Origin of the sequence: Henriciella barbarensis, assembly GCF_003576345.1 — a bacterium.
Classification (GTDB): Bacteria; Pseudomonadota; Alphaproteobacteria; order Caulobacterales; family Hyphomonadaceae; genus Henriciella; species Henriciella barbarensis.
Map to the genome: position 1 here is coordinate 1,531,846 of NZ_QWGB01000005.1, position 21,762 is coordinate 1,553,607.

The window sequence follows — 21,762 nt, forward strand, 5'->3', positions numbered from 1 at the left end:
TCTCGATATATTGAACGGGTGATTGCGTGGGTTCTGTCCCCGGGTCGGGAACAAACAGCCAATCAGATGCCCCGTTCGCGCCCATAGGCTTCGTAAGTCGGTTGCTCTATTGCAAGGCGATCAAGGGTCGTGGCGCTCAGGTGAGCCATCAGATCCTGCGAATTTTCGTTTAGTTCGCCGCGATTGATGCGGCGGCAGAGCTCGGCGTTCAGCTCGTCAATGTTGCCCTCGACGCCGAGCAATTGACGAAGCCTGGCATGTTCGCCCAACGCCGCTTCGTCTCCAGATACTGTCTCGCGCGCCAGACTATCGAGAAGATTGCTGGCGACCAGAGTAAGAAAGGCGTGCCGTCCATCCAGTTCGGGACGCAGTTCCTCTTTCAGATAGTGCGAGACGACGCCGATCAGCTCAGAGATTTTGGAACGGTTATTCATGGGGCCTCATCAGTCGAATGAGATCAATCTCGGTTTCCGTTGTTCGCCGACCGATTGCGGCCTTTTCAAGCGCCTGGGTATCGCGTCCTTCAATAGCCAGATCGACAGTCGTCACGCCCCAGTCCAGAATGCCATAGGCTTCCCAGAACCGCGTACGGGCCGCATCAAATTTGCCGCCAGCGTCTTCATACGCTGTGATGAAATCCGCAAGTGAACCAAAGCCGCCCACAGGCAAATCAATTTCGCCAAAGCGCCACGATCCAACACAAAGCCAGCCAACATCGAACATTGGATCACCGATGAAGGCGCGCTCCCAGTCGAGAACGGCCGCGATTCCGTTTTCATCGACAATCAGATTGCCATTGCGGAAATCGCCGTGAACAAGATAGGGATCCGGCTCGCTCGCCGGGAGGTGGCGTTGAAGCCATGAAAATGCGAGATCAAAGACCGGGCGTGGTCGCTGCTGACGTCGATACTGGTCATGCAAATTCTCGAGCTTTTCTCTCGCGCTGATGCGCGGAAGCACTGGCAAGCTTGATATCGGCACGTCGTGCAGTGTGGCGAGATGACGCCCACACTGGCCAACCAGTTTCGCCCTTGCTCTTTCGAGGCTAGGCTTTTTCAGCACGCGCCGGGGCACTGTCTCACCATCCACACAAGACATCAGGAAGCCGTCGCCTAGATTGTCGCTGTCATTGAGGACGGCGATGACTTCGGGTCCGGGCACGCCATGGCTGCGGGCAGTCTCACTGATACTTGCCTGCGCTGCCAGGCTGATCGTCCCCAGTCGCGGCTCGCTATTTAGCGGCGCCCGGCGCAAGATCAGCCGGTCTAATGGCGGCGGGGCAGTTGTCTCTATTCGCCAGGTCTCCTGCATCGCTCCGCCGGTGAGCCGCTGCATGCCGCAAACGTTCTCTATGTCCAATCCGCGCCGGCGAAGTGCGGAAAGCACCTGATTACCAATTTCCGCGTTCACGATGACTGGGTTTCCGGCTGCATGCTCGTTTCCCGCAGAACACGTTTGAGGACCTTGCCCGTCGCATTGCGAGGCAATGCATCTGTAAAGGCAACGCTGCGCGGGCACTTGTAGCGCGCCAGCCGCGCCTGCAGGAATTCGATCAATGTGTCGGCATTCTGCGGTGCATCCGGTGTCGAGACAACGACGGCCCTGACCGCTTCGCCCCATTTCGGGTCTGGAATGCCGATCACGGCGCAGTCGGCCACTTCAGGATGTGTCATGAGCACGTTTTCGATTTCGGCAGGATAAATGTTTTCGCCGCCTGAAATGACCATGTCGCGCAGACGGTCGCGAATTGTCAGATAGCCATTGGAGTCAATCGATCCGACGTCTCCTGTATGGTACCAACCCTGTTGAAGCACTTCCGCCGTCTGCTCCGGGCGGCCCCAATAGCCCTTCATTATCGTTGCGGACTTGATCAGGACTTCGCCGGGCTCATCGGTGTCCGCTTCGCTGCCATCGGGCCGCACGACGCGCAGCTCTATGCCATGCATTGGTCGGCCACATGTGTTGACGCGTGCCGGGTCGCGATGGTCAGGCCCTGTCAGAACAGTGCCTGCCGTAAAGGTCTCGGACATGCCGAAGAGCTGGACGAAATCAGCTCTAAATGCCTTCAGGGCCTGCTGCAGGACGTCCGGTGAAATGGCGGACCCGCCATAAATAATTGTGTCCAGTGCCGGAAAACGATCCGCACTGAAATCGGGATGTTCAATAACCATCCTCAGCAGAGCTGGCACAAAACCTATCTTGGTTGCTCTGTGTTCTGACGCAGCCTGCATCAGAACATCAATGTTGGTGTCCTTCAAAATGAAGCTGGCGGCTCCCGCAAACAGGGCATAGCTGGCTGTGAGCAACGCTCCGGCATGAAAGAGGGGTAGTGCGACAAGCAAGCGGTCTTCATCGCTCCAATCCCCTACGAGGCCATGGCGCACCTGCTCGGCGGCCGCCAGAACACTGGCATGAGTTAACTGGACGCCTTTTGGTGTACCGGTCGTGCCGGACGAATAGATCTGCAAGAGTACATCAGACGATGCGGGTGTGCCTGCAAGGCTGTCCGAGGATCGATTGTCGCGCCAGGTTGGATAGTGCGTACAATCGCTGCGCTCAGCTCCGTCGAGTACGAAGAGCCGGATTTCATAGTCGAGGTCGCTAAGTAGCTGCCGTGCGAGGTCGCAATACTCGCTGGATACGAACAGGACCCTGATTTCAGCGTCTTTCAGGATGAATGCGATCTCGTCTGCCGATAACCGCCAATTTATTGGGGTCAGTACACATTGCGCTTGGCTGCATCCTGCGAGAAGTTCGAAATAGGCGTCAGAGTTCTTGGCCAGCAAGCCGACATGCTCACCAGGCTTGATGCCCTCTCGGTTGAGCTGAGCGCCGATGCACCGTCCAATCAGGTCCAGTTCGCTCCAGGAGAGGCTGCGGCCTGCAAATTCGACGGCGCGCGCTGTCGGGCGGTTGCTGGCATGCGAATGAATGAGATCGCTCAGGCTTTGATAGCGGGGGTGGAAGTTAGCTTCGGTCATCTGGAAATCTCCGCACATGAGCGAGACCACCGCATGCCAGCGCCAAACACCTGCAATAAGTCGGGGTGTCGCGCATTCTTCAGCAAGTTTTGCTGAACGGTTTCGCTAAAGGGCATCGTGCAACTCCTGAACTTTCCTGGTACCTGATTAGGCATTGAGAGCCTGCTGTGATGTCCCGGCAAATGGGACACGGATGCTCTGATGAGCAATTGCGTGTCCATGGCGCGACGTGGATTCAGCTAGTCTGCAAGGCCGCCTGATGGAGGAGCCCTTCGAATTCCTCGACCGGCAGATTTAGGCCACATGCAGCCATCTGAAGTGACAGAGCATGCATATCCTTCAGGTCTTCATCCTTGTAATGCAACGTCCAGTTCAGGGACGCGATCAGCATTCGCCGGGTAGGTTCAGGGTCTGCCCGCAGCAGCTTTTCGACCTTCAGAGCAGAAAGGACGCCCAGCCATCTTTCGCGATACCAATTATTTATCTGCTTCAGCTCGGCACGCGCCTCTGTGGGGAGCCGGCGCCATTCCTGCACGGCAACCTTATGGGTGTGGCGTTGGTCATGAAGTGCTTTCAGATGACCAAGGATCAAGGCATGATACTTCTCAACTGGCTGTGTCTTGCCGACCAATTCCACGTCAGCCGTCTGGTGCCCCAGTTGTAATCCTTCGCGGATAATCCGGGTCAGCAATTCTTCCTTGGTTGCGAAATGGTAGAAAATACTCCCCGAAGTCATTCCGGAATTTGCCGCAATGTCGCGAACCGTCGTTGCGTCGAAACCATTCTCGTAGAAACTCAGCGCCGCTTGGAGGACGATCGTGTCACGGCGACTTTTTCGCCCCTGACGCGTTGCGGTGCTCTTAGCGGAGGTAGAGCGTTTTGCTTTGATAGGCATCTGACTACTGAACGCTCATCAGCGTCTTCGTCTTTCGCTGGGCCCAAAGGTCCAGATACCAGAGCAGTAATTCTCGCTGGCTCCCGATTTTGAGCCGGTTGTATGCGCGCTTGCGATAGGTCATGGCACTTTCTTCACCGATACCAAGATCAAGAGCGATGCCAAGCGACGTCATCCCGTAGAGAATACGGGCACACACCTCCGCTTCGCGGCGCGCCAGCTGTGGTGCGCCAAGCGCCAGGCAGTTCTGGATTGCAGGTAGTGATGTCAGCGCAGACCGTTCCTCCTCTGCAGATTGTCTCAGTTCAGTATGCTTAATGGTCATGGCGACAATGTTGTCGGCCATGCGCTCAAGCGCGGCGAGGTCATCGGTCTTGAAGGCGCCACGGTTGAAGGTGTTTATAAGGCTGATCACGACAGTTTGCGCTGAATTGCGGGCAGACAGCACGACGCGCTCTCGCACGCCATGCGGTCGATAGACCTGTTCACGCATCTGTTCATCGTCGATCTCGTCAATTTCCATGTGCGCCATGAAAGGGCGGCAATCAGGTGCACTCGTCCAGACGGGTGACAACCCGGGATCGAAACGCCAGAAATTCTTCGACGAATACAGGCATGACTGGTTCTTGGCTCGATGACCAGAATTGGGACCGCCGCTCCCAATGACGGTGCATTGGTCATCGGAAATTGCGTAAATGGCAAAATGTTCCGCAGAGCATAGCGACGTCATGTAGCGCATGAAGGCCGGATCGAACGTCTCGTTGCCTATGCGATCAACAACCTTGCCTAATCCTTCATAAGCGCGCGAGCGACCGAAAATAGGTCCATCGACATGTGTTATTTGCATTTTTTCCTCCCGTTCGCGTTCTTTAGACCTCCCCGCGACCAAGGTCGGCGGGCGGCCACCGGGCACTTTGCCCAGCGAGCGATTAGTTTTAATAACACCAAGCGCTTGCTCAGTAAATCAATTCACTATTGCTGACGGGGCTTTGGAGGCTTGGGCGGTGCGGAAAAGTGCAGGAAGGACCATGATGTGAGCGGCTGACCCGCAGGGGGCGCCCGCTACGAGCGGTCTGCAGCAATGTACCGCTTGCGGGGACAGCACACCATGGCGCGGCCGCCTAAGGCTGGGAGTCAAACTAGCAACGCTGTAACCCGGGACCGCTTATGCCTCACGCCGCCTATATTTTTGACGCCGTCCGAACGCCTCGTGGCAAAGGTAAACCAGATGGATCACTGCATGAGGTAAAGCCTGTACGCCTGGTCGCTGATCTGCTCACCGCGTTGCAAACACGCTATGACCTCGACACTGCCATGGTGAGTGATGTCGTGCTTGGGTGCGGACAGGCGCTTGGCGAACAAGGCGGTGCGATCGGTAAGGCGGCTGCCTTGATGGCGGGCTGGGACGACAGTGTGGCGGGTTGTCAGGTCGACCGCTTCTGCGGCTCCGGCCTTGAAACCGTGAACTCGGCCGCGACGCGGATCATGAGTGGCATGGAAGATCTGATCGTTGCGGGCGGCGTTGAGTCCATGTCCAGGATTCCGATGGGCTCGGGCGGCGGTGCATTGTTTTTCGACAGCGAACTGATGACCAAGGCCGGTTCTGTATCTCAAGGCGTGTCTGCGGACCTCATTGCAACGATCGGCGGCTACACCCGCGAGGATGTTGATGCATTTGCGCTTGGCTCTCAGCTTAAGGCGGCAGAGGCGCAGGCCAACGGCTACTTCGACAAGAGTCTCGTGCCCGTGCGTGATGCGGTTGGGCAAACAATTCTCAGCCATGACGAATTCGTCAAGCCAAAGACGACAATGGAGGGGCTGGGCGCGCTCAAGCCGTCCTTTGCGAAAATGGGCGCCATGGGAATGGACGCTGTCTGTCTGGCGAAATATCCGGAAGTGGCGAGCATCGACCATGTTCATACCGCGGGCAACTCGTCAGGTGTCGTCGATGGCGCAAGCGCTGTCCTGATCGGTTCGGAAGCTGCCGCAAAGAACCTGAATCTGACGCCGCGCGGCCGTATTGTCTCGATGGCGCTCGTCAGCACTGAGCCAACCATTATGCTGACCGGGCCGGCACCTGCTGTCACCAAGCTGCTTGGTCGCACCGGGCTTTCCGTCGATGACATCGACCTGTTCGAAGTCAACGAAGCCTTTGCTTCGGTTGTGCTGCGCTTTCGGGACGAGCTGAACGTCCCTGAGGAAAAGATCAACGTGAACGGCGGTGCCATTGCGCTGGGCCATCCGATTGGCGCGACTGGCGGAATGCTGGTGGGGACGGTGCTCGACGAATTGGAGCGGCGCAAACTCAAGCGCGGCGTGTGCGTGCTTTGCATCGGCGGCGGCATGGGGATCGCCACGCTCATCGAACGTATTTGAGGAATTTTCTATCATGAAAAACGCAAGCTACGAAATCCGCCCCAGCGGCGCCGCGCTCGTCACCATCGACATGGAAGGCGGGGCCGTCAATGTGATGAACGATGCTTTTCTGACCATGTTCGACGAGGTCCTTGACCGATTGGAGGCCGAGCGCGCGACCTTATCCGGCGTAATCGTGACATCCGGCAAGAGCACGTTTGTTGCCGGCGGGGATATCGCGAAAATTCTCCAATTGCGCGAGCAGGGGCCCGATGCAGGGTTTGCGTTTGTCCAAAGCCTCAAGGCGCAATTGCGTAGACTTGAGACTCTCGGTGTGCCCGTCGTAGCAGCGCTCAATGGCAGTGCCCTCGGCGGCGGGCTTGAACTCGCGCTGGCAGCTCATCGGCGTATTTCTGTGGAGGATCCGAAGACACAATTCGGGTTTCCCGAAGTTGGCCTCGGACTGTTGCCTGGCGGCGGGGGTATCGTGCGCAGTGTACGCATGCTGGGCCTGATGAAGGCATTGCCGCTGTTGACCGAGGGGCGCAAGCTTGGACCGGCCCAGGCGTTGGAGGCGGGACTGATTGATGAGATCGTTACCGATAAGCATGCGCTGATCGAGCGCGCAGAAGCGTGGATTGCCGACAAACCTGAGAGCGTAAAACCCTGGGACAAGAAAGGGTTTGTCATACCCGGCGGCGACATGTTCGCGCCAGCAAATGCTGGCGCCGTCGCAATGTTCCCAAGCATGATCTTCAAGAAGACAAAGGGATTGTTGCCTGCGGCGGAGCGCATTCTCACAGTTGCGGCCGAAAGCACCCAGGTGGGATTCGATTCTGCATGCGATCTGGAAAGCCGCGCCTTTGCCGAACTTCTGATGACGCCTGCGGCTGAAAACCTGATCCGCACCATGTTCCTGCAGATGAACGAGATCAATGCCGGTGCAAGCCGTCCTTCTGACTTCGAAAGGTGCAAGGTTCGGACCATCGGTGTTCTTGGCGCAGGGATGATGGGGCGTGGAATCGCTTATTCTGCGGCAATTTCGGGCCTTAAGGTCTTCCTCAAGGATATTAGCCTGGAGGCGGCGGAGAAAGGTAAAGATTATTCTCGCGGTTTGCTTGATAAGGCAGTGGAGCGCGGCAAGCGCACGACCGAAGACCGGGACGCTACCCTCGCACTGATTACGCCAACTGCAGAGATGGCTGATCTTGCCGATTGCGATCTCGTGGTCGAGGCTGTGTTTGAGGATGTTGCTCTCAAACACTCGATTACGCGAGAGGTCGAAAGCGTATTGGGGCCGGATGCCGTGGTCGCCACCAACACGTCTACGCTACCAATCTCCATGTTGGCTGAAGCGTCCGGTCAGCCGGACAAGTTCATCGGCCTGCACTTTTTTTCGCCTGTCGACAAAATGCATATCGTGGAGATCATTTGCGGAAATAAAACCAGTCCGGACACGCTGGCCTTGGCATTCGATTTTGTTCAAAGCATTCGCAAGACACCGATCATCGTGAATGACAGCCGCGGGTTTTTTACGTCGCGTGTGTTCAGCGTCTTCGCCGATGAGGGCGACCGCCTGCTCAGGGATGGCGTCAACCCTGTCATTATCGAAAATCTCGCGCGACAAATCGGGATGCCCGTGGGGCCACTGGCCATCCAGGACGAAGTCATGATGGACATGCTGTTGCGATCCTTCGAGACAAACCGCGCGCTGGATGAGCAGTTGGGCGACAACTATGCTTCCACGTACGAAGTCTGCGGCGAGTTTTGCGACATGATGTCGTCGATCGGGCGACCGGGAAGGAGCGCTGGCGCTGGCTTCTACGACTATGATGAGAACGGCTCCAAAACATTGTGGCCCGGCCTCAAGGAGCGCTTTGGCGGCGACACGAAGCTTCCACTCGATGATATCCGCGACCGTTTGCTGTTCCGGATGGTTGTTGAAGCCGCTAGATGCCTTGACGAAGGAGTTGTGGCGAACGTGCGGGACGGAAATGTTGGCTCAATTCTGGCATTTGGCTTCCCCGTGCACACGGGCGGGGTTTTCCAGTTCATCGACTCCCGCGGCGTAGACGCCTTCATTATGCGGGCGAGTGAACTGGCTGAGGCTTATGGGCCACGATTCCAGATGCCCAAGGACTTTCAATCAACCCTCGATCGAGCCTCCGCCTCCAAGCTCAAGGAACCGGCTTGAACATGTCCGATGGAGACGCCCGCCCAATAACCGGTTCAATCGAATCCACACTGCACGACGGCGTGCTGCGTCTGACATTATCAGATCCCGACCGGCTGAATGCCATGACACCGGCACTTGCCGATGAGTTATCCGCGAATCTCCAGTCGATCGGTAGCGATGTCCGCGTCGTGGTTCTTTCCGGGAAGGGCAAGCACTTCTGTTCCGGTGCAAATCTTGCCGACTTGCTGAAAGATCCCGAAGCACTGGCCGATGGCGGGGCAATCCTTGAGCAACATTACAATCCATTGATTATGGCGATCCAGGCGCTTCCGGTTCCGCTGATAACGTCGATAAGAGGAGCCGCGGCCGGTGTCGGGGCATCACTGGCCTTGATTGGCGATCTCATTATTGCGAGCGGCACAGCCTATTTCCTGCAGGCTTTCCGGCGAATAGGGCTTACACCCGATGGCGGCGCGCCCTTCATACTCACACAGGCAGTTGGAAGAGTGCGTGCCCTGGAGATGATGCTACTTGCGGAAAAGCTTCCGGCCCAGAAAGCTCTTGAATGGGGACTCGTCACACGAGTCGTTCCAGACGACGAACTTGATGCCACGGTCGACGCGATAGCCGGGGAGCTGGCTGAGGGCGCAAGTTTCGCGCTCGGCAAGATTCGACAAATGGCTTGGGCCGCAACCCGTTCAGGACTGGAAGAGGCACTGGCGCTCGAAGTGAAAACCCAGAGAGCGGCAGCAGCTACGCATGATTTTCAGGAAGGCCTTTCGGCGTTCATGGAAAAGCGTCGCCCCAGATTCACAGGCAATTGACGTGAGTGTCGATCCAATCGGTGGTGTCCCGACACCCACGAGCAAAAAGCCGGGTATCGCACCGCGTCGCTTGCCAAACATCAATATCGCTCTGCTACTTTGCTTCGTCGCGGCCATCCTTGAAGGCGTCGACATTATTGCATTCGGTTTGGCGGCTGCCGAAATGAGAGCGGCCCTCGACCTGACGCCCGGGCAAATCGCTATCACGGCTAGCGCCAATATGGCCGCATTTGTCGTGGGTTCTCTCGCGGCTGGCTATGGTTCGGATCGTTTCGGTCGCAAGTGGATGTTTGTGGCGGCCATGGCCCTGATAGGCGTTTTCTCTTTGGCTACGGCTGCGGCCAGCAGCTTCGAGACCATGTTCGTGTATCGTACGCTGACAGGTGTGGGATTGGGCGGAGCGATGCCGATGTTCATCGCGCTGGCGGCTGAATCCGGTGCGCCCGAAGGCCGTGTGGCACGGGTCAGTATTATGCTGAGCGGCTCTCCGCTCGGAGGCGTCCTTGCAAGCCTTTTCGTAGCGACGCAACTTGGGGAACACTGGCAGGCAATTTTCATCCTGGGCGGCGTCGGTCCGCTTCTGCTGATCCCTTTTCTATGGCTATGGATCAAACCTCCAGCCGACCCGGAGAGTGGAGCCGATGATGAAGGCGTTGATGATGTGCGCCAGTCATCCCGCCCCTCCGTGTTCTGGGCTCTTTTCGGGCAGGGGCGTGCAGTTCTTTCCTGCCTGTTATGGCTTGGCCTGCTATCGATCCAGGTCCTGACCTATGCGCTGTTTAACTGGCTTCCCATCCTGTTGCGCGATCTCGCTTTGGAACGGTCGGAGGCGTCGCTCGCGATGAGCATTTTCATGATGGCCGCAGTGATCGGTAATGTCGTTATTGCGCGATTTGTGAAGGGGCAGGGGCGCTGGATCGCGGTTGGTGTTGTTGCCGTTGGCGTGGTGGCCAGTCTTCTGGCATTCGGCATTCCAGGCCAGACTTTCCAGAGCCTGCTGGTCATTTGCGGTTTTACGGGCATGTTTGTCCTAAGCGCGACCGTCCTGCTTTATGGACTGGCCACCGATGTCTATCCGCTGCGGGTCAGAGGAATTGGCGTTGGTGCGGCGACTGCGATGGGGCGGATCGGCGCCATCGGAGGCCCATTGATTGCCGGCACCATGCTGGGTCTGGGCATTACCACTGGAGTCCTCTTGCCGGCGTTAGCACCGTTTGGAGTCATTGGCGGCGCGGCAGCTATTCTTCTTGCCCGCAGGGTGAGCTGACAGCCTTAGCTCGCAACTGAATTTTGAAATAGAAGAAGAGCGAAGAGCAACAGGCGCCCGACTGCGAACTGGCAGGCGGGTCGGCCTCTTTGCCCGCTCCTGAATTATCTGGTCTGCTTGATCATTCGCGCAATTCCCGCCGCAGGATCTTGCCGGCGGGATTTTTTGGCAACTCGTCAATAATTTCTACAAGACGGGGGACCTTGTACGCCGCCAGCTTCTCGCGACAGAGATCTATGATTTCGCTTTTATCGACTTTCGCGCCCGGCTTTAGGCTGATGACCGCTTTTACCGTTTCTCCCCGATAGGAATCGGCCACGCCGATAACCGCAACTTCAAGAGCGGCCGGATGGCCGTAGATCACGTCTTCGACTTCACGTGGCCAGATCTTGTATCCTCCGGCGATAATGACGTCCTTTTTTCGATCGATCAGATAAAGCCAGCCATCAGCGTCGAAGAAGCCAACGTCTCCGGTGTAAAAGCCGTCCGGGCGCATTGCGCGGGCACTGTCTTCAGGATTGCGCCAGTAGCCCGGTGAAACGCAAGGACCCCGCAGCACGACTTCGCCGACACCGCCCGTATCAAGCGAAATGCCATTCTCGTCGACAATCATGGCTTCAAATGATGGAAGAAGTTTGCCGACTGACAGTGTTCCGCTGTTGGGATCAATGCGCCGTCGTTCTGAGTGTGGTTCCATGAACGCGGCGCCACTGGTCTCCGTGAGGCCGTATCCAGTTCGCAACGCGACACCAAAACGCTCCTCATAAGAATCGGCTACTGCAGCGGGGACCGGGGCGCCTCCGCTCATGGGAATCTTGAGTTTCGAGATCGCTTCGCGCGTTGCGCCCTTTGCATTCATGATCGCAATGAAAGCGGTGATTGGACCGGCAGCAGCTTCAGGGGCATGTTTTTCGATCATCTCCACCACGACATCAGGATGGAAGCGATAATTGACGATTACAGCTGCGGCTGCATGGATTGCCGTAGCCACGCTCATCACCACTCCCGACACGTGAAAGAGCGGGGCCAAAGCCAGCACATTGCCCTTCTCCGGGAGCGCATGCGCGTCGCGCGAGAGCGCTCCGCCCAAGGCAATCCCGCCCTGTGTAATAATGGCGCCTTTTGGCAAACCCGTGGTACCCGAGGTATATATGAGCGCCGCGATGTCGTCAGGCGACACATCTCGTGGTTTCCAGGTTTCTTGCTGGTGCCGTTGGATGTACGCGTTGAAATATTCGTAGTTGGAGGAGGAAAGAGGCGTCGGCAGCGGTATCCGACTGTCAATCTGTCCGTAAGCGACAGCATCTGCGGAAAGAACGATTTCTGGCCGATGCGTACCATCTGGCAGCCGATCAAAGACGTCATTCAGCAATTGCGGTTCAGCCATGAAGACGACGGGTTGGGCATCATTTAAAAGCAGGGCGACTTCTCGTGGACGGTACATGGGATTCATGGCGACAAATACACCACCAAGCTTCCAGGTTGCGAGCATGGCAATGATCGCCTGTGGCAGGCTTTGTGCCTGGATCCCCAACCGGTCGCCACGAGAAAAGCCATGTCTCGCCAGCGCAGCCGCGAAAACGCTGCTCTGCCGATCAACTTCGCGATAGGTCAGCGTGGCGTCGAAGTACCGGATGAAGGCGCCATTGGGATTACGTTCGGTGGCTGCTTCAAACATGGCAACTGCAGTAGGATACGTGGAAAGCATTTGTGACATCTGAGTTGACTCCAAGCTGAATAGAAAATGGTCCCGCCGCTCCAGGAACGGCGGGGCCAAGGGTGGGCGGGGAGGAAACGCCCTAGAAAGTCTTACTCACACGAATGCCGTAGGTGCGCGGCATGCCCGCGAAGCGACGGGTCGTGTCATTGAGACGCGCCACATTGTTCCAGTAATACTCATCGGTGAGGTTGCGGACGTAACCGACAATTTTCCAGTCTCCGTCGGAAACGTTCACTCCGCCCTGAAGGTCGACAAGCGTATAGGCATCAATATCCAGCACCGGAAGCCGTCCGAACCCAGCCGTCGTTTCGCTGCGGTAGTTGATGGTGGTGGCGACAAAGGCGCTCAAATTATCGTTGATGTTCCAGCTGTATCGAGCATCCGCCATAAGCTGGTTTTCGGGCGTGTATGGGAACGACTCGCCCTGAAAATTCGCTAGCGCAGCCGTAATCGTGTAGCCCTCGAAATCGCTCGTGACTTCCGAATTGATATGGGTCGCCGTTAAGGACAGGTCGAGGCCTGGCATTGGCCGGGCATTCAACTGGAATTCGACACCAAGAATTTCGGACTCTGGCACGTTCACAATGCCTTCGAGCGCGCCAAGAACTGCAGGCTCCACCTGTGTGCGGCTTTTCAATTGCTTGTCTTCATAATTGTAGAAGAAGACAGCGCCACTGGCATCGAGCCAGTCGCCAATCAGCGGCGAGCGTGCCCCCACTTCATACGCGAGGACGGATTCCTGCACGACTGGCGACAACTGGTTCGCCGCGAGTGCGGGCAGAACCGGTCCGCTGCCACTCTTGTAGCCTTGGCTAACATTGCCATAAACCATGACCCGGTCGGCAGGCGACCATGACAGGTTTACGCGCCACGCAAGACTGTCCTCATTCAGTTCGCCCGTGACCTGGCCTGGCGTGACCGTTCCATCAACGGTTAGGCAATCGCCGACGGCCAGCGGCGCTGGAAGTGGACGGCTTGGCCCGCGCAGAATGTTGAAGAAGGCCGTCAGCGTGTTGGCCGTCTCCTGATTGCCGACGCGGCTACATGCAGCGTAATCAAGGTCAGCCTGCGTGTAGCGCAGTCCGACTGACCCAGTGAGCGTATCTGTAAGGTCGCGCTCGTAGTTGCCGAAGACCGCGGTTGTCTTGAAGTCCTGCTCTGTGTCGAGGAAGAAGCGTGTAAACGGACCGGTCGGAATCGCCGAGGCACCTGTGGTATAGGGTATCTGATAATCGTCGATCTGGGTCGTGTCGTCATCAGCATAGCTCAAACCGACGACCCAATTCGACCGGTCATAGTCTCCGACAAGGCGAACTTCCTGCGCAAAAGAAGTCGCAGTGCCCATGTTTTCCGTGAAAACGGCGGGCAGGCTCGTTGCGTCCAAATCCGCACGCTGGTGAAGATCCAGATCGGCATAGGACGTTAGCGAGATGATGCTCAAATTGTCTGTCAGCTCCCAGTTCGCCCGAAGGGCGGCCTGATAGAATTCATTATCCCGGCGCAGCGGGAAGCCAGCGTCATTCCAGTCAGCCGCGCGTGCGTCTTCCGGTGCAAGCGGATAGTTAATCAGCAGCGGGACGGCACCCGCGGCAACGGGGCGCTGTAGCAGTACTGAGCTGAGCTGTGACGCCTGAACGTCTGACTCATCCTTGAATCCACTCAGGGTAAAAGACAGATCGAAATTGTCAGTTACATCCAGATCGGCTGTAAAGCGGCCCTGCCAGAAGCGGCGCTCGCCGTGCTCATCATCACGTGTATAGCTTTCCTGCCAGGCGCCGCCATTATCGCCGCGAACGGCCAGACGCATGCGAAGGGCATCATTCACGGGGCCGGAAATGAAGCCCTCTGACTGGATGCGGTCAAAGCTTGAATAGTCGAGCGTAACGCCCGCTTCAAAGGAATCTGTAGGCCTGTTGGCGATGTAGTTGATGGCGCCGCCGGTGGAATTTTGTCCGAACAACGTGCCCTGCGGCCCTTTCAGGACTTCAACACGCTGCAGGTCAAAGGACGTCCCGGAAGTCATCACGGAAAACGGAAGCGGCACTTCATCGAGATAGACGCTGACAGTCGGCCGGGCACCAATTGAAGTATCGAAGAAGCCCACGCCGCGCAGCGAATAGACCGGAACACCCGCGCCGCTTTCGACAGCGCTCAGCCCCGGCGTCACTTTGACGAGGTCGCTCACGTCCGAAACGCCAACCTCTTCCAGCCTTTCACCGCTCACTGCAGTGATCGACATCGGCACTTCAGCAAGGCTTTGAGACCTGCGCTGCGCTGTTACAACAACGACGTTTTGAACGAAGTCGCTTGCCGGTTCCGGCGCGGCACTCTCGGGCTCGTTATCGTCTGCGGTTTGTGCATAAGCGGCACTAAAGCAGGTGACGGCTGTAGACATACACAAAAGTGTGGCCAGTGAAATTTTTCTCATCGTTTATCCTCCCTATGGCGCAAGCGCCTTTGCGTCTCTTAGGTGTACGCTCAGCGAAAAATGACTTTGTGGTCGAGCCTTGTCTGTCCCTGTCTTGGGCGACGAGCGGGCATGAAGGACTTTGATACGCGGCTGCCGGCCAAACTCAGGCGATCGCATGGCGCATGCCGTGCTATCATGTGGTCGATTTGGTAGACGAAGTTCCAGCCTGCGAAACGCTTGCTGATCGATCTTTCCCGCAGGGATGGCAATCGGCAGGACCGAGAGCCTTCTTGCCTGTCGGACAGATTCTAGGGTGTGCCGTGTATGGCTTCTGGATAGGTGTTGTGGGCTGAAACAGGCTTGCCGCAGTGTACGCAGACCAATTCTGCTTCAAGCTTCTTGCTGCAGCTAGCATGTACCAGTGCGAGTTCGCCCGCAGACCCAGTGTTCAGCCAGCGCTCGCCCCACTGCTTTAGCAAAACAAAGCTCCCATACATCGCTCGACCACTTTCGGTGAGTTTGTACTCATACCTCTTGGGGCGGTCCTGGTACGCCACTTTGCGTATGACCTCATACTTAACCAGATGGTTTAGCCGAGTTGTAAGCACGCTTCGTGAGATATCGAGGTTTCTCTGGAAATCGTCGAACCGCCGCACGCCGAAGAACAGTTCCTGCAAAACAGCATACGTCCATTTCTCAGAAAATATCTTTAGCGTTTCGTCCAAGGCGGAAGGTCGGTTTGGCTTTACGGCGTTTGAGTCAGTTGCCATGCTGTCAATCCTTGGCCTTGGTCGGGTGGGGCGACTTTTATCGCATTTTTGTGCGCCAAAATTCACGTCACTTCAAACCTGCATATTCAGACAAACCATGCAATCGGGGCTTTAGCTACCGGCGTGCTCGCCGAAGCCGTGATGGCGTGCCACCTTACGTCGAAGTGGGCCCGCCTCTGCTTCATTTCGAGGCCGAAAATGTCCGAAGTTGTGCCGGTTTGTTCGAAACCAACCTTATGCATCTGATCTTTCCAGCCACCCGGCAAGAGGCACCAGGCACTGCGTTCGGGCCGCGCTCTATTCGCAGCTCAAGGGGCGCGCTTACGAGTTGGCGCTTGCAAAGCGTGTCTTGGCTTGGTAATAAGTTCGAAATTCGAACTAACACCATGGAGATGCTCATGTCCGCCAACAGTCACCTAGATATCGGTGATCGCATTCAGTCGAACCGCGTTCACGGCTCCCTATATCACGACGAACAAATCTTTCAGGAAGAGCTCGAGCGTATATGGTTCAAGACATGGGTTTATGTCGGACACGAGAGCGAATTGCCGAACAATAATGATTTCATCATGAAATCAATCGGACCCCAGCCCATTATCATGGTGCGAGACAAGTCCGGCGAGATCCAGCTACTTCAGAACCGTTGTCCGCATCGGGGCAATCAGGTCTGCGTCAAGCAAAAGGGCAACGCCAAGCTATTTACCTGCCCATATCACAGCTGGACCTTCGCAAACTCCGGCGAGCTTATGGGATTTGCATTTCCCGAAGGGTATGAAGGCCATGAGACGGCTGACAAGTCGAAGCTCGGTCTTGCCAAAGTTCCCCGTGTGGCAAGCTATCGCGGCTTCGTGTTCGGTTCGATGGCGGAAGAGGGTCCTTCGCTGGAGGACCATCTCGGCGGCGCGGCCGAGATGCTGGACCGTGTTTGCCTGACTTCTCCGGAAGGTGAAATCGAGGTCACAGCGGGCTTCCTGCAGCATAAGACCCGCAGCAACTGGAAGTTTCTGGTTGAAAATGAAACCGATGGCTATCACCCGGCTTTTGTCCACAGTTCGATATTTGGAGTAGCTGATAGCGGAATTGGCGCGCTCTACAGCAACAAGTCGACAGCGCTCGCGCGCGACTACGGCAATGGGCATACGGAAATCGACCTGCGTCCGGAATTCCGAAAGGCTGATGTGCCTCTGCAATGGTTCGGAACGACAGCCGAAAGACTGCCTGACTACGTTGCGTCTATGAACGCAGCTTACGGCGAGAAGCGGGCACGGGAAATCATGATCGATGGCACGCCGCATGCGATGATCTATCCGAATCTGTTCATCGCCGAAATCCAGCTATTCGTGATCCAGCCGGTCGCGGTGAATGAAACGGTGCAGCATGTAACTGCGCTTCAGTTCAAGGGGGCGCCGGACCTCAACCGGCGCATGCGTCAGCAAACAATGGGATCCGTCGGCCCTGCCGGCTTCCTCCTCGCGGACGACAGCGAGATGTACGAGCGCACCCAGCGAGGTGTGCAGTCAAAGAACCCTGAATGGTTGTTCCTCGGGCGAGGTGAGCAGCGCGAGTATCGTGATGATGACGGCTTTCGGGTGAGCCATGCGACTGACGAAACTCCGTCGCGCGGGATCTGGCGTCACTACCGCGCGCTGATGGAGGCGTAAGATGCTTGTGACCGAAGATTCCGTTGAAAACCTCGTCCTGTACCACTCCGTTAGTCAGTTCATCTACACGGAAGCGCGCCTTCAGGATGAGCATCATTATGATGAGTGGGAAGCGCTATGGGCAGACGATGGTGTCTACTGGGTGCCGGCCAATGGGGCAGACATTGATCCTGAGAAGGAAATGTCGATCATTTATGACAATCGTTCGCGCATCGCCTTGCGCGTACGGCAGCTTCATACCGGACGTCGCTATGCACAGGAGCCCGCATCGAGCCTGAGGCGCACTATCTCGAACGTTGAAATAAGTGTTCTCGACAATGGCGAGATCGAAGCGTCTGCAAACGCGCTGATATTCGAATCGAATCTTCGCGGTGAGTTCGTCTGGGCGGCCAGAAACATTTATCGACTGCGCCGCGAAGGAGCGAGTTTCAAAATAGCGAAGAAGACAGTCATACTCGCGAACAATGACAAGGCGCTCTACACGCTGGCCTTCTTGGTCTAATGCGATGAATGGGAGAGAAATTATGGACGACGCCGACGAAGTACTGATCGGAGACGGCCCCGTTCTTGTCAGTTTGCGGAATGGAATCGCCGAACTGGTGCTTAACCGCCCAGATGCCGCTAACGGAATGACGGTGGAGTTTCTGTCGGCCCTTTACAAGGCCATCATGAAGATCCACGGCGACTCCAGAGTCCGCGTCGTTATCCTGCGCGGCAACGGAAAGCATTTTTGTGCGGGGGGAGATGTGAAGGTCTTCGCCTCGAAAGGCGAGAAGCTTCCCGATTATTTGCGTGAGGCGACGTCTCTTCTGCAAATTGTCGCGGGCGCACTCATACGCCTGAATGCCCCAGTCATCGCTTCCGTTCACGGCTTCGCGGCCGGCGGCGGGGGATTCGGTCTCGTCTGTGCATCCGATTTTGTGGTCGCGGGCAAAAGCGCGAAATTTCTTACCGGCGCAACACGTGCAGGCATGGCCCCTGATGCTGGCGCTTCTGTCACGCTGCAGCGCCTCGTCGGATTTCGCAAGGCGATGGAGCTGCTGCTGCGCAACACCGTATTGTCGGCGTCTGAAGCCCAGGACCTGGGCATCATAAATACCGTCGTGGATGACGAGAATCTTGACGCGGAAACACGTGCCTTGGCCGAGGAACTGGCAAGGGGCGCACCGCTCGCGCTTGCCGCAACAAAGCGCTTGCTCTGGAACGGGGTCGGCACCGGTGTGGAAGCCTGTCTGCCCGAGGAATCGCGCACCGTCGCTGAACTTTCGGGCACATATGATGCGCGCGAAGCGCTGGACGCGGTCATGTTGCGTCGCGATCCTGAGTTTGAAGGGCGGTAAGCTGTGTCTTCCGCTCTTTTCAGGGCCGACGCCCTTTCGGGCCAGGTCGCATTTGTGACAGGCGGCGCTGCTGGAATCGGCGCCGCGATTGTTCACCAATTGAGTGAGGCCGGAGCAAAGGTCATCTTTGCCGACAGGGACGAGGCCTCTGGAGCTGCGATCGCCGACCAGACCAGGAGCGACTTCGTAAAACTTGACCTGAGTGACTTGGCAGCCGTCTCGAAGATCGTTTCGGACTGCAAGCGTATCGATATCGTGATCAACAATGCCGGCGTTGATCAGCACGCTTTCTTTACCGATACTTCGCCGTCTGACTGGCAGATGCTCCTGCGGATCAATCTAGAAGCCGTTTTCGCAGTCACACATGCCGCATTGCCGACCATGCAGGCGAGCGGCTACGGCCGGATCGTCAACATATCCTCCGAAGCCGGTCGGCAGGGCTCCAAAGGCGGCGCGGTCTATGCGGCTGCCAAAGGCGGCGTGCTGGCATTCACAAAGTCACTTGCTCGGGAAAATGCGCGCTTCGGCATCACTGCAAATGCTGTGTGCCCCGGTCCGGTGCAAACGCCGCTACTGGATGCTGCGATTGCGGGCGAGAATGGCGACAAACTTGAGCAGGCCATGCGCAACGCAACCTTGCTCAGACGGCTGGGCACGCCGCAAGAGGTCGCAACTGCCGTGACATATCTGGCTTCACCTGCTGCAGGATTTATTACTGGTGAGGTGCTCGGCGTCTCGGGTGGCATGGGGTGCTAGAGATGACGGAACCAATCGACGAGATCATCCAACGCGTGCTGTCTGTCTATAAGGGATGGGGGCGCGATACCACGGTCGCCCAGATGCGTGCTGACTGGGACCTGTTGTTCGGCGTCGAACCCATGAAACCCGCTCCGATCATGGAACGCTTCGATGGCGTTGAAGCCGCATGGGTTGGTCGACATGATCTGCCCAAGGACAAACTGTTTGTGTATCTGCACGGCGGCGGATACCAGGTCGGGTCCCTCCGCTCCCATTTCGATCTTATTTGTCGCCTCAGCGAAGCAAGTGAGAGCATTGGTCTCTACGTCGACTACAGGTGCGCGCCCGAGTATCCATTTCCAGCTCCTATCGAAGATTGCCTCAAGGTCTATCGGGCGTTGCTGGAGGTTGGCTCATCGCCCGATAATATCGCGTTTGTCGGCGACTCGGCTGGCGGAAATCTGGCGCTTGCGACGACATTGAAGCTGAAAGCCGAGAATTTGCCCCTGCCAGCAGCGATCGGGTTGATGTCGCCTTGGACCGATCTTGAAGCGAATGGTGAGAGTTATGTCACTCGCGCCGGGAGCGACCCGATCCACAATCAGAAAATGATAAGGCGGATGGCGAGTAACTATCTTGGCGGCGCTGATGCGGCGCAGCCTCTTGCGTCCCCGCTGCACGGCGACCTTAGCGAAATGCCTCCGGTTTTTATCCAGGTTGGAGACCGGGAAACCGTGCTCAGCGATGCTTGCGATATGGCAGCCGCAATCAAGGCAGCTGGCGGCGAAGCGACCTGTCAGGTCTGGGACCGCATGATACATGTGTTTCAGCAGTTTCCAGATGAATTGCCTGAGGCGCGGGCCGCGATCGACGGCATGGCCGCATTTTTACGCAAGCACATCATTCAAAAAGGAACAGGCAGTTGAGTGACACTTCGCCAATCCTCATAGACCAACCTGCAGATCATGTTTGCCGGATCCAGATTAATCGACCTGAAAAGCTGAATGCCGTAAATTTCGACGTCCGTGAAGCGTTGCTTCAAGCGCTCCCGGCGATTGTTGAAGATCCAGACATACGAGCCATTGTCCTTGGCGGTGTCGGAGGAAACCTCTCCGCTGGCGGGGATGTGCCGTCCATGCAAGGACTTTCGGAAGAAGGTGCGCGGGAACGGCTGCAGCATATCCATCGCCTGTGCCGCATCATCTGGAACGCAGATGTTCCGATTGTGACGGCAGCTGAAGGCATTGCGGCCGGCGGCGCGGTTGGGCTGGCGCTGCTGGGAGACTATATCCTCGTCGGCAGATCGACGAAGATCATGGTCCCATTTCTGAAACTGGGCCTGGTCCCCGATTGGGGAATGATGCGCAGTCTCCCGCTGAGGGTCGGTCTACCCCAGGCTCGTCGCCTCATTCTTGAAACAGCAACGATTGAGGGTGAACGTGCCGTCGAAATAGGGCTGGCTGATAGGGTGCTCGACGACAGCGCGGTGATGTCGGCGGCTATCAAACAAGCCGAACGGCTTTCAAGGCTGCCTCGCGGCGCAGTTGCGATGGTTAAGGCCCGGCTTCGTCAGCAGCCAAGTTTTGAACAGGACCTGGCTGATGAAGAGCGCGACCAGGTTCGCGGTCTGACGAGTGAAGAATTCGAAGAAGGATTTCGCGCCTATACTGAAAAGCGCAGCGCGGATTTCATCAGCCTAGGCTGATCGCGGCCAGCAGCAGCGCTCCAATTGTTAGATCGCCAGATCCCTATCGTTTCAGGGGTCCTTTTTTTCCTAACGTAAATACCATGACGCTCCAAGCCTTATGCGCGTTGGTAGGATCCTATCTGCTGCCGGATGAGCCGCATGCCTCGTCTTTCGCCGGACCAAATAGCAAGCTCATGGCGCTTTCAAACAGGTCTTCAAATGACCGCCCTTCTACAAATTGTCCTCTGAAGTGCAGCAGAAACAATCCGTGCATGGTTGCCCAAGCGAGATTGGCGAGCGTGCGCCCGTCCAGATCTGTCTGTCCTTTGACTTGAGCTTGCTTTGCTATTTCCACAATAAAATTGAACAAGGCCTGTCGCTGCTTGAGATAGGCCTTCGAATTCCTGGTGTTTTCGATCTCGTCGGAAAACAGGAAAAAATATTCCTTCTCGTTCGACACCGCGAATTTGCAAAAAGCATAGCTGGCTGCTCTCAGGCGAGCTGTTGCAGATGCGTCGGTTGGATCTTGCGCATACATCTCCACCTGCAACTCTTCGAGAATCTTCTGCCGGATCGCAATCAGGAGCTCTTCTTTGCTGCCGAAGTAGCGATACAGTTTGGTGTGGCTGATATCCAAATGCTTGGCGAGCCGCCGTAGCGACAACTCTTCGGCACCGACCTGTCGGAACAGCTTTATTGCTCCGTCCAGAAAATCTTCCCGGATCGTTGTGTTTTCCTCGGCTGAATATGCGGGTCTGGGCATCAGGGGACTTTCGAATTCGTACAGCAATCTTTTGCGGTTCAATAAGCGGCCCAGCTCGAACACGCAAAGGGAACGCAGCCTTTGGTGGTTTGAGCAATAAGTCTGCCCATTACCAACCCATGCCGATCTTCAAACAGCCTTTGGTTTGCGCCGGTTGGGAAGGGTAGGGCTGATC

At 56.8% G+C, this 21,762-nt stretch carries 19 protein-coding genes; 10 read left to right on the forward strand and 9 right to left on the reverse strand.

Annotated features, from left to right (window positions below; genetic code table 11):
- Nucleotides 1–62: 62 nt before the first annotated feature.
- The 5 genes from D1224_RS10545 to D1224_RS10565 form a co-directional block, all read right to left on the reverse strand.
- Entirely contained in the window at nt 63–434 is a 372-nt protein-coding gene (locus D1224_RS10545) for a DUF6285 domain-containing protein (RefSeq protein WP_119379826.1), read from the reverse strand.
- Entirely contained in the window at nt 427–1,335 is a 909-nt protein-coding gene (locus D1224_RS10550; protein WP_147372369.1) for a phosphotransferase family protein, read from the reverse strand. The genes D1224_RS10545 and D1224_RS10550 overlap by 8 nt, the downstream gene beginning before the upstream one ends.
- A 71-nt stretch (nt 1,336–1,406) precedes the next feature.
- Nucleotides 1,407–2,981 (reverse strand): long-chain-fatty-acid--CoA ligase, encoded by a 1,575-nt coding sequence (locus tag D1224_RS10555; protein ID WP_182482236.1) that lies wholly within the window; start codon nt 2,979–2,981, stop codon nt 1,407–1,409.
- Between the two features lie 235 nt (nt 2,982–3,216).
- On the reverse strand, nt 3,217–3,876 hold the full coding sequence (locus D1224_RS10560; protein WP_119379829.1) for a TetR/AcrR family transcriptional regulator: 660 nt from the start codon (nt 3,874–3,876) through the stop codon (nt 3,217–3,219).
- A gap of 4 nt (nt 3,877–3,880) precedes the next feature.
- Nucleotides 3,881–4,723 carry a helix-turn-helix transcriptional regulator gene (locus D1224_RS10565; protein ID WP_119379830.1) on the reverse strand — a complete coding sequence of 281 codons (843 nt, stop codon included), beginning with the start codon at nt 4,721–4,723 and terminating at the stop codon, nt 3,881–3,883.
- A gap of 320 nt (nt 4,724–5,043) precedes the next feature.
- Here D1224_RS10565 and D1224_RS10570 point away from each other — a divergent pair, with 320 nt between their 5' ends.
- Genes D1224_RS10570 through D1224_RS10585 form a run of 4 tightly spaced genes read left to right on the forward strand, consistent with a single transcriptional unit; the run spans nt 5,044 to nt 10,498 of the window.
- Nucleotides 5,044–6,252 carry an acetyl-CoA C-acetyltransferase gene (locus D1224_RS10570; RefSeq protein ID WP_119379831.1) on the forward strand — a complete coding sequence of 403 codons (1,209 nt, stop codon included), beginning with the start codon at nt 5,044–5,046 and terminating at the stop codon, nt 6,250–6,252.
- A gap of 13 nt (nt 6,253–6,265) precedes the next feature.
- A complete protein-coding gene (locus D1224_RS10575) occupies nt 6,266–8,425 on the forward strand; it encodes a 3-hydroxyacyl-CoA dehydrogenase NAD-binding domain-containing protein (RefSeq protein ID WP_119379832.1) in 2,160 nt (719 codons plus the stop codon).
- A 2-nt stretch (nt 8,426–8,427) separates the two neighbouring features.
- A complete protein-coding gene (locus D1224_RS10580) occupies nt 8,428–9,231 on the forward strand; it encodes an enoyl-CoA hydratase-related protein (RefSeq protein WP_119379833.1) in 804 nt (267 codons plus the stop codon).
- Nucleotide 9,232: 1 nt separating this feature from the next.
- Nucleotides 9,233–10,498 (forward strand): MFS transporter, encoded by a 1,266-nt coding sequence (locus tag D1224_RS10585; RefSeq protein ID WP_182482237.1) that lies wholly within the window; start codon nt 9,233–9,235, stop codon nt 10,496–10,498.
- 121 nt (nt 10,499–10,619) lie between these two features.
- On the opposite strand, the gene D1224_RS10590 is transcribed toward D1224_RS10585, so the two are convergent.
- The 3 genes from D1224_RS10590 to D1224_RS10600 form a co-directional block, all read right to left on the reverse strand.
- Nucleotides 10,620–12,176, reverse strand: coding sequence for a class I adenylate-forming enzyme family protein (locus tag D1224_RS10590; RefSeq protein WP_182482238.1), 1,557 nt, complete (start codon nt 12,174–12,176; stop codon nt 10,620–10,622).
- Between the two features lie 121 nt (nt 12,177–12,297).
- Nucleotides 12,298–14,613, reverse strand: a complete 2,316-nt coding sequence (locus D1224_RS10595; RefSeq protein ID WP_233350488.1) for a TonB-dependent receptor — start codon at nt 14,611–14,613, stop codon at nt 12,298–12,300.
- A gap of 323 nt (nt 14,614–14,936) precedes the next feature.
- Nucleotides 14,937–15,398: a winged helix-turn-helix transcriptional regulator gene (locus D1224_RS10600; protein ID WP_119379837.1), complete on the reverse strand. Its 462-nt coding sequence runs from the start codon at nt 15,396–15,398 to the stop codon at nt 14,937–14,939.
- 386 nt (nt 15,399–15,784) lie between these two features.
- Between D1224_RS10600 and D1224_RS10605 the strand changes: the two genes are divergently transcribed.
- The 6 genes from D1224_RS10605 to D1224_RS10630 are packed head-to-tail and all read left to right on the forward strand — an operon-like array spanning nt 15,785 to nt 20,842.
- On the forward strand, nt 15,785–17,059 hold the full coding sequence (locus D1224_RS10605; protein WP_407647451.1) for an aromatic ring-hydroxylating oxygenase subunit alpha: 1,275 nt from the start codon (nt 15,785–15,787) through the stop codon (nt 17,057–17,059).
- A 1-nt stretch (nt 17,060) separates the two neighbouring features.
- The gene (locus D1224_RS10610; protein ID WP_119379839.1) at nt 17,061–17,561 is read left to right on the forward strand and encodes an aromatic-ring-hydroxylating dioxygenase subunit beta; all 501 of its coding nucleotides are present in this window, start codon (nt 17,061–17,063) and stop codon (nt 17,559–17,561) included.
- Nucleotides 17,562–17,583: 22 nt separating this feature from the next.
- Nucleotides 17,584–18,399 (forward strand): enoyl-CoA hydratase/isomerase family protein, encoded by an 816-nt coding sequence (locus tag D1224_RS10615; protein WP_119379840.1) that lies wholly within the window; start codon nt 17,584–17,586, stop codon nt 18,397–18,399.
- A 3-nt stretch (nt 18,400–18,402) separates the two neighbouring features.
- Nucleotides 18,403–19,155 carry an SDR family NAD(P)-dependent oxidoreductase gene (locus D1224_RS10620; RefSeq protein WP_119379841.1) on the forward strand — a complete coding sequence of 251 codons (753 nt, stop codon included), beginning with the start codon at nt 18,403–18,405 and terminating at the stop codon, nt 19,153–19,155.
- 2 nt (nt 19,156–19,157) lie between these two features.
- Entirely contained in the window at nt 19,158–20,063 is a 906-nt protein-coding gene (locus D1224_RS10625; protein WP_119379842.1) for an alpha/beta hydrolase, read from the forward strand.
- On the forward strand, nt 20,060–20,842 hold the full coding sequence (locus D1224_RS10630; RefSeq protein WP_182482239.1) for an enoyl-CoA hydratase/isomerase family protein: 783 nt from the start codon (nt 20,060–20,062) through the stop codon (nt 20,840–20,842). Before D1224_RS10625 ends, D1224_RS10630 begins: the two co-directional genes overlap by 4 nt.
- A 118-nt stretch (nt 20,843–20,960) precedes the next feature.
- On the opposite strand, the gene D1224_RS10635 is transcribed toward D1224_RS10630, so the two are convergent.
- On the reverse strand, nt 20,961–21,650 hold the full coding sequence (locus D1224_RS10635; protein WP_182482240.1) for a TetR/AcrR family transcriptional regulator: 690 nt from the start codon (nt 21,648–21,650) through the stop codon (nt 20,961–20,963).
- Nucleotides 21,651–21,762 lie beyond the last annotated feature (112 nt).

Coding starts and splice junctions, on each gene's coding strand:
- D1224_RS10545 (WP_119379826.1), bottom strand. CDS start 434: ATGAATAACCGTTCCAAAATCTCTGAGCTGATCGGCGTCGTCTCGCAC.
- D1224_RS10550 (WP_147372369.1), bottom strand. CDS start 1,335: ATGCAGCGGCTCACCGGCGGAGCGATGCAGGAGACCTGGCGAATAGAG.
- D1224_RS10555 (WP_182482236.1), bottom strand. CDS start 2,981: ATGACCGAAGCTAACTTCCACCCCCGCTATCAAAGCCTGAGCGATCTC.
- D1224_RS10560 (WP_119379829.1), bottom strand. CDS start 3,876: ATGCCTATCAAAGCAAAACGCTCTACCTCCGCTAAGAGCACCGCAACG.
- D1224_RS10565 (WP_119379830.1), bottom strand. CDS start 4,723: ATGCAAATAACACATGTCGATGGACCTATTTTCGGTCGCTCGCGCGCT.
- D1224_RS10570 (WP_119379831.1), top strand. CDS start 5,044: ATGCCTCACGCCGCCTATATTTTTGACGCCGTCCGAACGCCTCGTGGC.
- D1224_RS10575 (WP_119379832.1), top strand. CDS start 6,266: ATGAAAAACGCAAGCTACGAAATCCGCCCCAGCGGCGCCGCGCTCGTC.
- D1224_RS10580 (WP_119379833.1), top strand. CDS start 8,428: ATGTCCGATGGAGACGCCCGCCCAATAACCGGTTCAATCGAATCCACA.
- D1224_RS10590 (WP_182482238.1), bottom strand. CDS start 12,176: ATGTTTGAAGCAGCCACCGAACGTAATCCCAATGGCGCCTTCATCCGG.
- D1224_RS10595 (WP_233350488.1), bottom strand. CDS start 14,613: ATGTCTACAGCCGTCACCTGCTTTAGTGCCGCTTATGCACAAACCGCA.
- D1224_RS10600 (WP_119379837.1), bottom strand. CDS start 15,398: ATGGCAACTGACTCAAACGCCGTAAAGCCAAACCGACCTTCCGCCTTG.
- D1224_RS10605 (WP_407647451.1), top strand. CDS start 15,785: ATGGAGATGCTCATGTCCGCCAACAGTCACCTAGATATCGGTGATCGC.
- D1224_RS10610 (WP_119379839.1), top strand. CDS start 17,061: ATGCTTGTGACCGAAGATTCCGTTGAAAACCTCGTCCTGTACCACTCC.
- D1224_RS10615 (WP_119379840.1), top strand. CDS start 17,584: ATGGACGACGCCGACGAAGTACTGATCGGAGACGGCCCCGTTCTTGTC.
- D1224_RS10625 (WP_119379842.1), top strand. CDS start 19,158: ATGACGGAACCAATCGACGAGATCATCCAACGCGTGCTGTCTGTCTAT.